Below are 14,602 nucleotides of genomic sequence, written 5' to 3'. Positions count from 1 at the left end.
GTAAACTTCGGGTCAGGCTGTCTGCTAAATCTTTTGCTCCAGAAACATCGGTGTACACCAGTAATTGCAGGGTGTCGCAAAAGGATATCGCGCCCATCCTTCACGCAACTTCCGTTTCAGAAAAAATCCCAGGTTATTATTACATCAAACCTGAAACATCCACCATTTTACCCCAACCAACCATCGCGATCCAAACTCCTGTACTGAATCGCCTCTGCAATATGCGATGAAATGATTTCGGGAGCAGCATCTAAGTCGGCTATGGTTCTGGAAACTTTTAAAATTCTGTCGTAAGCCCTTGCCGAAAGATTGAGTCGTTCCATAGCCGTTTTCAGTAATTGTTTTGATGGTTCGTCGAGAGCGCAAAATTCACGAATCTGTTTGGTGTTCATTTGTGCATTATAATGAATATTCGACAGTTCTTCAAATCGCTGCGACTGCAATTCGCGAGCCGCAGTAACACGCTTTCTAATTTCTACACTGCTTTCTGCTTTATTATCATCAGATAGTTTCTCAAAAGGTACCGGTGTCACTTCGATGTGTATATCGATTCGGTCTAGCAAAGGTCCCGAAATTTTACTCAAATACCGCTGCATTTCGTGTGGCGACGACGTATTGGGCACGCTCGGATCGTTAAAAAAACCACTCGGGCTCGGGTTCATACTTGCCACTAACATAAAAGACGAAGGATAGGTTACCGTAAATTTGGCTCTAGAAATCGTCACTTCTCGATCTTCCAAAGGCTGACGCATGACCTCCAAAACATCCCGTTTGAACTCCGGCAGTTCATCCAGAAACAAAACACCATTGTGTGCCATTGAAATTTCCCCTGGTTGCGGATAACTTCCGCCACCCACCAAAGCTACATTCGAAATAGTATGATGAGGGCTTCTAAAAGGTCTTTGATTCATGAGTCCAACTTCTTTTAACTTTCCTGCTACACTATGAATTTTAGTTGTTTCTAGCGCTTCCCGCAACGTCATTGGGGGCAAAATACTAGGCAATCTTTTGGCTAACATCGTTTTTCCTGCACCGGGAGGCCCAATTAAAATAATATTATGACCACCTGCTGCCGCAATCTCCATACAGCGCTTGATACTCTCCTGCCCGCGAACATCAGAAAAATCAAATTCGGGAAAATCTAAGGTTTTATAAAATTCGGCCCGGGTATCGATCGTGGTGGGTTCTAAAGTACCTTTGCCTTCAAAAAAATCAATAACTTCCTGCACATTCTCAACGCCATACACGTCCAATCCCGCTACGATTGCAGCTTCTTTTACATTTTGCTTCGGAAGAAAAAATCCTTTATACCCTTCTTCTTTTGCTTTTATTGCAATTGGCAGCGCTCCGTTTATAGATTGCAAACTCCCGTCTAATGAAAGTTCGCCCATAATAATATATTGATCAACTTCTGCCGCTTTTATTTGGTCGGACGCCACAAGAATACCAATTGCTAAAGGCAAATCATAGGCAGAACCTTCTTTTCTTAAATCGGCTGGCGCCATATTGATAGTGATTTTTTTGCCGGGCAAACTATAACCGTTATTTTTAAGTGCTGCTGCAATGCGATAACTGCTTTCTTTTATGGCGTTATCGGGCAATCCTACCAAATGATAACCAATTCCCTTGTCCATATTGACTTCGACAGTGATCGTTGTCGCTTCTACCCCAAAAACAGCACTTCCGTAAACTTTAATTAACATAATTGTAAATCATTAAATATTTCTAAATCTACTAAAAAATACTTTATTATAAATAAAATACTACAATTTTAATTTAAAGAATTTATAATCCTACATCTTATACCAAAATCTAAGTTATCACAAACCCACAAAAACAGCATTCCTTAAACAACTATTAAAAAATAAAAAAGGACAATAATATTGGTTTTTAAATTACCAAACATTATATATTTTTCATATTTTTATCAAAAATTTATTTATTTATATATGAAAAAAGCCCTACTCTTATTGTTTTTGAGCGTTTTTTTAACAAAAATGCACGCTCAAGACTATTTCCCTATTAACGAAAGTGTACACAATAAAAACAATAATTATACTGTTTTTACCAATGCTACGATCTACGTTACTCCAAATCAAAAGATTGAAAAAGGAACACTACTAATTCAGGATGGTAAAATTGTTTCGGTTGGAACCAATATCGCAATTCCTAAAAACTCGATCACCATCAATCTGGAAGGAAAAACAATTTACCCTTCTTTTATTGATTTATACACCACTTTTGGAATAGAAAAACCAAAAAGAAATTTAACTGGTGGAAGAAGAGATGCTTCTTACGACACCAAACGAGTTGGATTTTATTGGAATGAAAGTATTCGCCCAGAAACAAATAGTTACGAAAGTTTTACTTATGACCAACCCAAAGCAGACGAACTGCTTAAAGCAGGTTTTGGTGTTGTAAGTACGCATATTGCCGACGGAGTTGCTCAGGGAACTGGCGCTTTGATTGCACTGAACAATACAGACGATAAAAATAGAATTATCTCGAATAAACTAACCAATCATTTTGCATTTACCAAAAGTGCCTTGACCAATCAAGCTTATCCAAGCTCTTTAATGGGGATGATGGCCTTATTGCGTCAGATGTATCTGGATCTTGACTGGTACAAAAAAGGAAATGCTGAAAACAAAGATTTGTCTTTGGAAGCTTTGGCTAATAATGAAAAATTAATTCAAATTTTTGCTACCGAAGACAAACTAAACAGCTTAAGAGCCGCTAAAATTGCCAAAGAATTTGGTTTGAATTATATCTTGAAAGGGAGCGGAAATGAGTTTGAAAGAATTGAAGAAATTAAAAACACCAACGCAAAATTCATCATCCCAATCAGTTTTCCAGAGGCTTATGATGTTTCCAATCCATATCAATCCAACCAAATAGAATTGGCAGATATGCGTTTCTGGAATCAGGCGCCAACGAATCTTAAAGTGCTTTCGGACAACGGTGTCGTTTTTGCTTTGACAACTGATAAATTAAAGAAAATAGAAGATTTTAGAACCAATCTTTTAAAAGCCATTAAACTTGGATTTGACAAAACCAAAGCCTTAGAGGCATTGACAACTATTCCGGCTTCTATCTTAGGAAAAAGCAATGAAATAGGAAGTTTAAAAGCGGGTTGTTTTGCCAATTTTGTAATTACATCTGGAGAAATTTTTGACGAAAAAACGATTTTATTCGAAAACTGGGTACAAGGAAGTAAATTCGTCATTAACGATATCAACGGAAAAGATATTCGCGGTAATTATGATTTAACAATCGGAAAAGATACCTATAAATGGAAGATCGAAGGAACGGCTGAAGCTCCAAAATCTGACCTTACCACTGCAGATGCTAAAAAGATAAAAAGTACTTTTTCGGTTGCTAAAAACTGGATTTCGCTTTTAGTTAAACCTGCTGACACTATAAAATCAAACTACACTCGTTTGACAGGTTTTATAGAAAAACCAGAAATATTGTCTGGAAAAGCCGTTTTATCCAATGGAGAAGAAACCCAATGGACTGCTGTAAGAACCAGTGCTTTTATCGCGATTAAAGATACTTTAAAGCCAGAAAAACCAATTGCAATCATGCCAACCACCTACCCTAACGTAGCTTTTGGTGATTCAAAAAAATTAACGGCTCAAACTTTACTATTTAAAAATGCAACCGTTTGGACCAATGAAAAAGAAGGAATCCTTACAGAGACCGATGTATTAATCAAAAACGGAAAAATTGCAGCCGTTGGTAAAAATCTTTCAGACGCAACTGCTACTGTAGTTGATGCAAAAGGCAAACATATCACAAGCGGAATCATTGATGAGCATTCGCACATTGCTATTTCTAAAGGGGTAAACGAAAGCGGTCACAACTCTACCGCCGAAGTTACGATACAAGATGTTGTAAACTCTGAAGATATTAATATTTACAGAGATTTGGCCGGTGGTGTTACGATCTCACAATTATTACACGGTTCTGCCAACCCAATTGGTGGTCGTTCTGCCATTGTAAAATGGAAATGGGGTGCTGCTCCTGAGGATATGTTGTACAAAAATCAACCTAAATTTATCAAGTTTGCATTGGGAGAAAACGTAAAACAAGCCAACTGGGGAATTGATAACCCTACTCGTTTTCCTCAGACGAGAATGGGAGTTGAGCAGGTTTTTATCGATTACTTTCAACGTGCCAAAGAATATGATGAAAGCTGGAAGAAATTCAAAGCCAATTCTAAAAAAGAAAAAGCGCCAAGAGTTGATTTAGAAATGGAGACTTTGGCCGAAATTTTAAATAAAGAGCGTTTTATTACGTGTCACTCTTATGTAGAGTCTGAAATTTTGATGCTAATGAACGTTGCCGAGAAATTTAATTTTAATGTAAATACGTTCACCCATATTCTTGAAGGATACAAAGTGGCCGACAAAATGAAAGCTCACGGCGTTGGAGCTTCGACTTTCTCTGATTGGTGGGCCTACAAATTTGAAGTAAACGATGCTATTCCGTTTAACGGGCCTATCATGCACAATGCAGGAGTCGTGGTTGCGTACAACTCTGATGATGCCGAAATGTCAAGAAGACTAAATCAGGAAGCTGCAAAAGCAGTAAAATACGGTAATATCCCTGAAGAAGAAGCATGGAAATTTGTAACTCTTAACCCAGCAAAATTATTACATATCGACGATAAAGTAGGAAGTATAAAAATGGGTAAAGATGCCGATGTGGTACTATGGAGCGACAATCCTTTGTCTATTTATGCAAAAGCCGAAAAAACTATCATTGAAGGTGTAGTCTATTTTGACATTGAAAAAGATGCCGAAAAACAAGCTGCTATCACCAAAGAAAGGAATATATTGATCGGACAGATGTTGCAGGAAAAAAATAAAGGTGGCCAAACGCAAACCCCTACTAAAAAAGAGAAAAAAGAGTATCACTGTGACACTCTTGAAGAGTAGAAATTTTATAAAGTCAAAAAAAGATATTATGATAAATAAAAACATATATAATTTGCTACTCGTATTTTGTGCCTCGGTACAACTAAATGCCCAGCAAATACCCGCTCAGAAGCAGACCAAGTCGGTTTTGATATTAAACGCAACAGCACATTTAGGCAACGGAAAAGTGATCGAAAATAGTGCTATTGGTTTTAAAGATGGAAAATTAACATTAGTCGCAGATGCCACGATTATCAGGTTGGCGGATAATGCTTTTGACACCACGATTAATGCTGCTGGAAAACATGTTTACCCGGGATTTATTTCTCCAAATTCAACTTTAGGATTGGTCGAAATAGACGCTGTAAAATCATCTGATGACGAAGCAGAAATTGGTGATTTTAATCCAAATGTAAGAAGTATTATCGCTTATAATTCTGAATCGAAAGTAATCGAAACAGTTCGCCCCAATGGTGTTTTGATTGCTCAAATTACGCCACGCGGCGGAAGAATTTCGGGTACTTCCTCTGTTGTACAGTTAGATGCTTGGAGTTGGAGTGATGCTATTTTAAAAGAAAATGACGGTATCCATTTAAACTTTCCTGCTACTTTTAAAAGAGGTGGAAATTGGTTTGAGCCAGGGATTATCGAACCTAACAAAGATTATATCAAACAAGTTGAAGAAGTAAATACTTTTTTAATAAATGCCAAAGCGTATTCTGGCGCTGCTCCTAAAGAAAGAAACCTGATTTTGGAAGCAACAAAAGGTCTTTTTGATGGAACTCAGATTTTATATGTGCACGCAGATGAGGAAAAACAAATTATTGATGCTATACAATTGGCAAAAGATAATGGTATACAAAAACTAGTTGTTGTAGGAGGATTTGAAGCTTACAAATCGGCAGATCTCTTAAAAAAGAACAATGTAGGGGTTTTACTAAGACGGGTACACGACATGCCAACAAGCGATGATGAAGACGTGAATTTACCTTATAAAATGGCAAAAATATTGACAGACAAAGGTATTATAGTAGGACTAGAAAACAGTGGTGATCATGAGCGTATGAGCGTGAGAAATCTTCCGTTTTTAGCAGGAACTTGCGCCGCTTTTGGTTTGGATAAAGAAACAGCTTTGCAGTTGATCACTTCAAATACTTCCCAATTATTAGGAATAGATGCTCTATGTGGTACTTTGGAAACAGGAAAAGACGCTACTTTGTTTATTTCTGAAGGAGATGCTCTAGACATGAGAACCAATCAATTGTCTACCGCTTTTATTCAAGGAAGAGAAATTAACCTTGAAACGCATCAGACTAAACTAAACAAAAAATTTAAGCAAAAATTCAACCAGCAATAGTAGAATTTTTATCTTCTCAAAAAGGCATCATTTGAAAATTTCATCTGATGCTTTTTTTTGCTTTAATTTCAATAAAAAACAAAATACAACACAAATAAAACTTAAATTAATCTTAAAACTATCAATTATTAGCACAATTAAACCTTAAAACTATTAATAAAATGCATTTTTAGATAAAATGAGATTCACAAAACGCAAAATTTATATGTGTTTTAATAATTAGATTCAAAATAGAGGGGTTTAAATTAAAATATTAATAAAAATTAGGCTTAATACCTTATTTTTTATAGGGGTATTGAATGATTTTATATTTTTATCAAAAATTTAAAACTAAATAACTATGCGAAAAATTATTTTAAGCGTGATATTAATCACAGTTTTGTTACTATCTATTTTTTCTATCTCCTTTATTACTGAATCAAAAACATTGGGTCCTCACATCGTCGAATTAAAACTGGACACGGGTGATACTGCATGGATGATTGTTGCAACAGCTCTTGTATTATTAATGACTCCCGGATTAGGTTTTTTCTACGGAGGAATGGTAGGTAAAAAAAATGTAATCAGTACTATGCTGCAAAGTTTTATGGCCATGGTAATTGTTACGGTACTTTGGGTAGTAGTTGGGTTTGGATTGTGTTTTGGCCCATCACTGGGCGGATTCATTGGAGATCCTTCCTCTAATATATTTTTTCAAGGAGTAAGCGCCAACACCGCATGGGAATTAGCGCCGACAATCCCGATGATTCTTTTCGCTTTATTTCAAGCCAAATTTGCTATTATCACACCTGCTTTAATAACAGGAGCTTTTGCAGAACGTGTACGCTTCTGGGCTTATTTGTTATTTATGGTGTTGTTTATATTATTTATTTACGCTCCATTATGCCACATGACTTGGCATCCTGATGGATTATTCTTCGGATGGGGAGTTTTAGACTTTGCTGGAGGAACAGTTGTACACATGAGTGCTGGTTGGGCTGCTTTGGCTGGTGCAATTTTCTTAGGAAAACGTAAAGTTCAAAAAGTAAATCCTGCAAGAATCACTTATGTATTATTAGGTACAGGTTTATTATGGTTTGGATGGTTTGGTTTTAATGCAGGTTCTGCAGTTGGAGCTGGAAGTCTTGCCGCACAAGCTTTAGGAACTACTACTATTGCCGCCGCTTCTGCAGCTATGGCTTGGGTTTTCCTTGATAAAATTTTAGGTCACAAATTATCTGCTATGGGTGCTTGTATTGGTGCTGTTGTAGGTTTGGTAGCGATTACGCCAGCTGCTGGTTTCGTAAGTATCCCTCACGCTTTGGCCATTGGTATTATCGCTAGTGTTATCAGTAACCTTGTTGTAAGTAAATTTCCTAAAGGAAAAATTGACGATGCTTTAGACGTTTTTGCTTGTCATGGTGTCGGAGGAATGGTAGGAATGCTACTAACAGGAGTTTTTGCTTCAAATTCTGTCAATTCAATTGTTGGTAAAAACCAAGGACTTATTTTTGGCGATGCTACTCTATTCTTAATACAATTAAAAGCCTTGGTACTTGTTTCAATCTTTGCATTTGTCGGTTCATACATTTTATTCTTTGTTGTTAATAAAATCACTCCTCTAAGAGTTACCGAAGAAAAAGAAGAATTAGGTTTGGATATCTCTCAACACGGAGAATTCTTATAAGAAATAATTTTCGACTTTGCCCTTAATAAAAAAGCACTCTAAATTTCTTTAGAGTGCTTTTTGTTTGAATTAATTTCAACCTTATCTATATTTTTTTCTTCTAAAATTATTCTGAATTATTACAAAAGAAATAACGATTACTTTTAAATTTTATTTTGAAATAATTTATTTAAATTTTGAAATTCCCGTTTTTAACCAGTTTAAATATTCCTCAACTCCAACATAACTGATGGTTGGTGTTGTTACATTTAAACTCTTTCCTTCTAAATCTGTCAAAACGTACAAAGGCTGTGTATTGGTTTTGTATCTGGTAATCATAAAATCGGTCCATTTATCGCCAATACTTTCTATTTTGTCTCCCGCAGAAGTCACAAATTGCTTCTCTGCAGGCAATGGTCGCTTATCATCTACAAACAAAGAAATGAGCACCACATCATTTTTCAAAATGGATAAAACACGAGGATCTGACCAAACATTATTCTCCATTTTTCTGCAATTTACACAAGCATGTCCCGTGAAATCGAGCATAATAGGTTTATTAATTAATTTCGCATGCGCCAAACCATCTTCATAATCTGTAAAAACCATAATCCCGTGTGGTCCCAATTCTGCTCCTTTTGGTAAGCCTTCTGATGAAGTTACACTTGCAGACGAACCTCCAACCCCAAAAGGACTTTCGCTATATTGTGGCGGTGGCGGAAACGCACTGATTAACTTCAAAGGTGCTCCCCAAAGTCCCGGAATCAGGTACACTGTAAAGGCCAGAGTAACCAAACCTAAATACAATCGACCTACAGAAATATGTGGTAAAGGACTATCATGCGGCAACGTAATTTTTCCGAATAAATACAATGCCAAAGCACCAAAAATAGCAATCCAGATTACTAAGAAAACTTCTCTTTCTAAGAAATGTAATTGCAAAACTAAGTCGGCATTTGACAAAAATTTGAATGCAAAAGCGAGTTCCAAAAATCCTAAAAACACTTTTACTGTATTCAGCCATCCTCCTGATTTTGGCAACGAATTTAACCAACCCGGAAACATTGCAAAAAGCATAAAAGGCAGAGCCAATGCTAACGAAAATCCAAACATTCCTACTATGGGGCCAATGACACCATTGGTTGCCGCTTCAAACAAAAGCGATCCTACAATGGGTCCTGTGCACGAAAAAGAGACAATTGCTAAGGCCAAAGCCATAAATAATATTCCAACAATGCCGCCTTTATCTGCTTGCTGATCTACTTTATTTGCCCAAGAATTAGGCAACATTATTTCGAATCCTCCCAAGAATGACGTTGCAAAAATAACTAACAGAACAAAGAATCCAACGTTAAACCAAACATTGGTAGCCAATGAATTTAGGGCATCTGCACCAAAAATCCAAGACACTAAAAATCCTAATGTCACATAGATTCCGATAATCGAAATTCCATAAATAATAGCATTTCGAATTCCATCTGCTTTGGTTTTACTTTGCTTGGTAAAAAAGCTTACCGTCATTGGAATCATCGGAAAAACACAAGGTGTCAGTAACGCTGTAAATCCAAACAAGAAAGCCACAAAAAATACCGACCACAGACTTCTTGGTGAAGCCGGAGACGCTATTTCAGACTCTGTTGTTGCATTTTCTGTCGTCGCTTTTTCAGGTGTTTTTACAACTGTTTTAGTGGCCGTATTTAAAGTATCGACTACTAAATCTGCCGTTTTTGTTCCGTCTGCTTTTGCTTCTGAAACCGTGGCAACTGCATTCATTTTAAATGACGCTGGGATTGCAATCGAGAATTTTTTATTCAAATTGATACACACTTCTTTACAAACCTGAAAATCAAATTCAACTTCTACAGCTTTCAAATCAGGGTTGGTAATGATGATTTCCTGCTCAACATGAGCCTTACTTTCAAAATAAGTTTCGTTTACTCCAAAAACATCATTAAAAGTGGTTTTAGTTTTGCCTTCTTTGGCTTTTCCTACTAAATTATAATTCCCTTTTTGATTTTTAAACACAATTTCTAGCGGAAGAGGCCCACCATCTGGTGTAAATTGAGAGTACAAATGCCAATCTTTTTCCAGAATACCATCAAAAATCAAAACAGCATTGGTATTCGATTTTTTTTCAATTTTAGCAGTCCATTTTACAGGTTCTAAAATTTGAGCATTTCCTTTTAAGAAAAAGAAAAATAATAAGAGCACCAAATATCTATTCCAGGTATTTCTCAGTAACACAGCGGAGTATTGATTAAATTTCATTATTGTAATTCTATTTTTAAGATTCTATTTGTACTATTTTCAATTTTAAAACGCTCGTCTTGCCTCATACCAATCACCCAAACTATTTGCTCATTAGAACACAAAAGCCAAGTATTTTCTTTTTCTATTAATGATAATTTTTCATCTTTAAAAAATTTACTGATTTTTTTAGACTTTCCATGCATTCCCAAAGGATGAAAAAAATCGCCTTCTTTCCATCTACGTAAAACTAGAGGGTAAGAGATTTTTTCTCCGTCAACAAAGATAACTGTATTTGATTCTACTGTAATGTCATCTACCTGACCAAACCTTAATTTTAAGGGAAAATTAACTTGCGCATCCCCTTCACTAATCTGAAATTCTTCTTTTTCTGACATTTCAGAAATTGGAATCAAAATCAGGCTATCTCTATTTTTTAATAATCGAAACTCTGCCGACAGTACCTGTTTCCCGGATTGCCCATCTACTAAATCATAAATATCACTCCAAGCCACGAAACCAAATTCATTGAGCCATTGGTACAAATAAGATTGATAATTGGGCAGTTTTTTTAATTGATTTAAATCGAAATGAATGACATCGCCGACTTCTTTTGCAACTTGCTGATACACCATAATCGTTGCATCTTCGACCATTTCCTGCGATTGCTGCAAATACGATTGAGTTTTCTCAAAAGCTGCCAAAAAATTTGGGTTGATCTCTTTTAGAATCGGAACCAAATCATGACGAATTTTATTCCGAAGGTATTTATTAGAGGCATTGCTGCTGTCTTCTCGCCATTCGACATTATTATCCTGAGCATACGACAAAATTTCAGCTCTGGAGAAAGGCAATAATGGTCTAACAATTCGATCATTTTGCTCGGGAATCCCAACTAATCCTTCTAAACCCGTACCTCTGCTAAGATTAATAATAAAGGTTTCGAGATTATCATCGGCGTGATGAGCTGTTAGAACATAATCGAAATTCTTGGTTTCCAGAAGCTCATAAAAGCAACTGTATCGCAACTCACGAGCAGCAACCTGAGTGGATAATTTATAATCTTTTGCAAAAGATTCGGTGTCAAATTGGGTAATAAAAACAGAAATATTGTGGTCATCACAATACGTTTGAATAAAATTTTGGTCACCAAAACTTTCCAATCCTCTCAACTGAAAATTACAATGCAAAACAGCTATTTCAAAAGGTAATTGCTGCATTAAATGCAACAAAACCATACTGTCTAATCCCCCACTTAAGGCTAGAAATAGTTTTTTTTCCTTCAAAAAAGGAAATCTGTCTGCAATGTGATTTTGAAATTTTGAAAGCATTTGATAAATGTAAAAAATTAAATTCTAAAAACTTATGATTTATTTTTTGCCACAGATTAAAAGATTTACACAGATTTTATAGTCATTTTAATCCTTTAATCTGTGACTAAATCCTATCGTAAAACCTCGTGCATTGCTTTGGCTTTTAGCAGACATTCTTCGTATTCTTTTTCGGGTATTGATTGTGACGTGATAGCGCTGCCGACCGAAAACGAAACGTATTTATTTTCTTGATTGTACAAAATACTGCGAATAACAACATTAAAATCAAAATCACCATCGGGGGTAAAATAACCTACCGATCCGCTGTATAAGCCACGTTTTGTTTCTTCCAAATTTTCGATAATTTTCATCACAGAAATTTTTGGGGCACCCGTCATACTTCCCATCGGGAAAGTCGTTCTTAAAACATCAACTGCCGAATATTGTGGATCTAGCTTTGATGTAACCGTAGAAATCATTTGATGCACTTGCAAAAAAGAATAAATTTTACAAAGTTCCGTTACTTTTACAGATCCTTTTTGCGCAGTTCGCGATAAATCATTGCGAACCAAATCTGTAATCATGATATTTTCGGCTCTTTCTTTTGCATCTGTTTCCAGAAATTTTTTAGATTGTTCGTCTTCAACTGCATTAAAAAAACGTTTCGAAGTTCCTTTTATAGGTTGCGAAATAATATTTTCGTCCCTCTTTTTTATATAACGTTCTGGGGATGCTGATAGCAAAAATTGCTTATTATTTTTGAAGAAAACCGAAAAAGGAGCCTGAGAAATAGCATTTAATTTTTGAAATTTTTCTACAGGATTTAGTATCACATTTTCGGCAAAAAATTCCATACAAAAATTAGCTTCATACATGTCACCTGCGTGAATGTGATTCAGCATTTTTGAAACTTTTTCTACATAAGATGCCTTAGAAATTCTTTGTTGTACGATAATCGGATTTACTGTTTCAAAAACATCAGAATGATATTGCATAATTTCTTCAAAATCATCTTCAATCTCATCATCACAAAGCAATAAATACTGTATCTCCAAGTGATTCTCTTTCAATAAAAATATTTTTTTTGGCTGGAAGAAAAACAAATCTGCAAAATGCAATCCATCATAATTTGAAGATGTCAAGCGCTCTAAATCATTTTTCAGATCATACGAAAGATAACCAAAAAGCCAATCTTTGGTCGTTTGCTGGTATTGTTTTAAATCTTCAAAAGCATTGTAAAAATCGGTTTTGAGAGCTGTAAAAGCATCTACTGCAAGGATGCAATCAAAACTTGAATATTCTTGCGGATAGGAGTTGCTATCTAAAAAAATGGCTTCACGAAATTGTTGTGACCACATTAAAAGTTGCTGTTTGAACTGCTCGGGATTCGAAATATGCTTATGAATGGAAACTCTCAAGAATAAATAAATTTTAGACCTCAAAATTACGACAAATATTTTCCTTCGTTAAAGTAATCTCAAAAAATCTTGGCACACTTTTTAGTATATCGAATTAATGCCAAATCCTAAAACCAATTTCATCATTTGATTAAAAAATTACTCCTTCTGTCTGATAAAAAATATTTATAAATCACCTAAAAAAAAACCTTTTACTAATCCAATTTTAAAACTTTTATGAAAACATTTGCAAAGTTAGGCTTCACTGCCTTGATCATTATCACATTATTATTTTCCTGTAAAAAAGCAGATACCGCCACAGCCGAAGAAAGCGCAGATATCGCTGACGCCATCACGGATAGCACTATAGTTTCTTCCTCGGCCGCAGTGGAAAAAAAGGACAGCAAGCAAAAATTTATTCGTACCGCCGATATTAAATTTAAGGTTAAAAATGTAGCAAAATCAACGTATGCCATAGAAAATGTGGTGCACAAATTTGGTGGTTTTGTTACGTATACCAACCTTCAAAGCACCATTAATGATGAAATAAAAACCAAAATTAGCCAGGACAGCACACTCGAAACCTTGAAATACAGTGTCGAAAATAATATCACGATTCGTGTGCCCAATACACAACTTGATACAGTTATAAAAAGTATTGCCAAACAAATTGATTTTCTGGACTTCAGGGTCATCAAAGCAGATGATGTGTCGCTGAAGTTATTATCGAATCAACTTTCGCAAAAAAGAAGCGTAGTTACAGCAAAAAGGGTCGAAAAAGCTATTGATACTAAAGGCAAAAAAATAAAAGATATCATGGAAGCCGAAAACACTTTGGCCATCCAAAAAGAAGAAAACGATACCCGAAAAATAACAGATTTGGAAATGCAGGATCAAATTAACTTTAGTACTGTGACGTTGCAATTGTACCAAAAAGAAACGATTAAACAAGAAATTACGGCCAGCGAAAAAGATAGCGACGCCTACAAACCGAATCTAGGCATCCAAATTATAGATGCTTTAAAAAGTGGCTGGTACATTCTTGAAACCATTTTGGTCGCATTAGTACATCTTTGGCCTTTTCTGTTATTAGGTTTTGGAGGTTTCTTCCTTTATAAAAAGTATGTAAAAAAATAAGCAAAAGTGTTAATAAAGCAGTATTTTTATAGGAAAAAATTCGTTATATTTGATATAGAATTCAATTAATCCTAAAATAGGATTACGCAGATTGTAAAATTCTTAATAAACTGGTTTCAAAAAATGATTTTCATTTTATTAGGAATTTAGGGAATAACGCTTTTCAAAACAGTGCTTTTTAACTTATCTAAAAACCCCAATACTATGAAAATTGCTACAATTGTTGTCCGAGTTTTAATTGGTCTTTTATTATTATTTGCTTCTATTACTTTTTTCTTCAAACTGGCGCCTGAGCCTGAAGCTACAGGAAATTTTAAAGCATTTAATATGGGTTTAGTCGCCTCAACTTACTTATTGCCATTAGCCAAATCAATCGAATTGCTGTGCGGAGTTGCTTTTTTGACAGGGCGTTATGTAACACTTGCTAATATCCTAATTCTGCCTATTACGATTAATATTTTGTTTATTAATTATTTTTTGGCTCCAGAAGGTTTGCCTATTGCAGCGTTATTATTTTTAGCCAATTTATTTTTAATTTACAGATATTGGGGTAATTACAAAAGTGTTTTTACAGCTTAAATTGC

At 35.4% G+C, this 14,602-nt stretch carries 9 protein-coding genes; 5 read left to right on the top strand and 4 right to left on the bottom strand.

Annotation, left to right across the window (positions count from 1 at the left end):
* Positions 1-167 precede the first annotated feature (167 nt).
* On the bottom strand, positions 168-1,703 hold the full coding sequence (locus J3495_RS05335) for a YifB family Mg chelatase-like AAA ATPase (protein WP_210665539.1): 1,536 nt from the start codon (positions 1,701-1,703) through the stop codon (positions 168-170).
* 246 nt (positions 1,704-1,949) lie between these two features.
* Here J3495_RS05335 and J3495_RS05330 point away from each other — a divergent pair, with 246 nt between their 5' ends.
* From J3495_RS05330 to J3495_RS05320, 3 genes are all read left to right on the top strand, one after another.
* Positions 1,950-4,943 (top strand): amidohydrolase family protein, encoded by a 2,994-nt coding sequence (locus tag J3495_RS05330; RefSeq protein ID WP_210665538.1) that lies wholly within the window; start codon positions 1,950-1,952, stop codon positions 4,941-4,943.
* A gap of 28 nt (positions 4,944-4,971) precedes the next feature.
* On the top strand, positions 4,972-6,279 hold the full coding sequence (locus J3495_RS05325) for an amidohydrolase family protein (protein WP_210665537.1): 1,308 nt from the start codon (positions 4,972-4,974) through the stop codon (positions 6,277-6,279).
* 340 nt (positions 6,280-6,619) lie between these two features.
* Positions 6,620-7,945 carry an ammonium transporter gene (locus J3495_RS05320; RefSeq protein WP_210665536.1) on the top strand — a complete coding sequence of 442 codons (1,326 nt, stop codon included), beginning with the start codon at positions 6,620-6,622 and terminating at the stop codon, positions 7,943-7,945.
* 165 nt (positions 7,946-8,110) lie between these two features.
* Here the strand turns inward: J3495_RS05320 and J3495_RS05315 are convergent, their stop codons facing one another.
* The 3 genes from J3495_RS05315 to J3495_RS05305 all read right to left on the bottom strand — a co-directional run bounded on the left by J3495_RS05315 (position 8,111) and on the right by J3495_RS05305 (position 12,902).
* Positions 8,111-10,192: a protein-disulfide reductase DsbD family protein gene (locus tag J3495_RS05315; protein WP_210665535.1), complete on the bottom strand. Its 2,082-nt coding sequence runs from the start codon at positions 10,190-10,192 to the stop codon at positions 8,111-8,113.
* Positions 10,192-11,502: a tRNA lysidine(34) synthetase TilS gene (gene tilS / locus J3495_RS05310; RefSeq protein WP_210665534.1), complete on the bottom strand. Its 1,311-nt coding sequence runs from the start codon at positions 11,500-11,502 to the stop codon at positions 10,192-10,194. Before tilS ends, J3495_RS05315 begins: the two co-directional genes overlap by 1 nt.
* 113 nt (positions 11,503-11,615) lie before the next feature.
* Complete coding sequence (locus J3495_RS05305) at positions 11,616-12,902, bottom strand: anthranilate synthase component I family protein (protein WP_210665533.1); 1,287 nt, start codon at positions 12,900-12,902, stop codon at positions 11,616-11,618.
* A 216-nt stretch (positions 12,903-13,118) separates the two neighbouring features.
* Here J3495_RS05305 and J3495_RS05300 point away from each other — a divergent pair, with 216 nt between their 5' ends.
* Together J3495_RS05300 and J3495_RS05295 are read left to right on the top strand one after the other, a co-directional pair.
* Positions 13,119-14,018 (top strand): DUF4349 domain-containing protein, encoded by a 900-nt coding sequence (locus J3495_RS05300; RefSeq protein WP_210665532.1) that lies wholly within the window; start codon positions 13,119-13,121, stop codon positions 14,016-14,018.
* A 204-nt stretch (positions 14,019-14,222) separates the two neighbouring features.
* Positions 14,223-14,597 (top strand): DoxX family membrane protein, encoded by a 375-nt coding sequence (locus tag J3495_RS05295; RefSeq protein ID WP_210665531.1) that lies wholly within the window; start codon positions 14,223-14,225, stop codon positions 14,595-14,597.
* Positions 14,598-14,602: the final 5 nt, after the last annotated feature.

The sequence above is a fragment of the Flavobacterium geliluteum genome (assembly GCF_017948595.1).
Classification (GTDB): domain Bacteria; phylum Bacteroidota; class Bacteroidia; order Flavobacteriales; family Flavobacteriaceae; genus Flavobacterium; species Flavobacterium flavipigmentatum.
The sequence above is the reverse complement of the archived record's forward strand: the minus strand, read 5'-3'. Positions and strand labels throughout refer to the sequence as shown.

What these genes read in the sequence shown, in the direction of transcription:
- J3495_RS05330 (WP_210665538.1), top strand. Translation starts at nt 1,950, where the DNA reads ATGAAAAAAGCCCTACTCTTATTGTTTTTGAGCGTTTTTTTAACAAAA.
- J3495_RS05295 (WP_210665531.1), top strand. Translation starts at nt 14,223, where the DNA reads ATGAAAATTGCTACAATTGTTGTCCGAGTTTTAATTGGTCTTTTATTA.
- J3495_RS05325 (WP_210665537.1), top strand. Translation starts at nt 4,972, where the DNA reads ATGATAAATAAAAACATATATAATTTGCTACTCGTATTTTGTGCCTCG.
- J3495_RS05335 (WP_210665539.1), bottom strand. Translation starts at nt 1,703, where the DNA reads ATGTTAATTAAAGTTTACGGAAGTGCTGTTTTTGGGGTAGAAGCGACA.
- tilS (WP_210665534.1), bottom strand. Translation starts at nt 11,502, where the DNA reads ATGCTTTCAAAATTTCAAAATCACATTGCAGACAGATTTCCTTTTTTG.
- J3495_RS05315 (WP_210665535.1), bottom strand. Translation starts at nt 10,192, where the DNA reads ATGAAATTTAATCAATACTCCGCTGTGTTACTGAGAAATACCTGGAAT.
- J3495_RS05320 (WP_210665536.1), top strand. Translation starts at nt 6,620, where the DNA reads ATGCGAAAAATTATTTTAAGCGTGATATTAATCACAGTTTTGTTACTA.
- J3495_RS05300 (WP_210665532.1), top strand. Translation starts at nt 13,119, where the DNA reads ATGAAAACATTTGCAAAGTTAGGCTTCACTGCCTTGATCATTATCACA.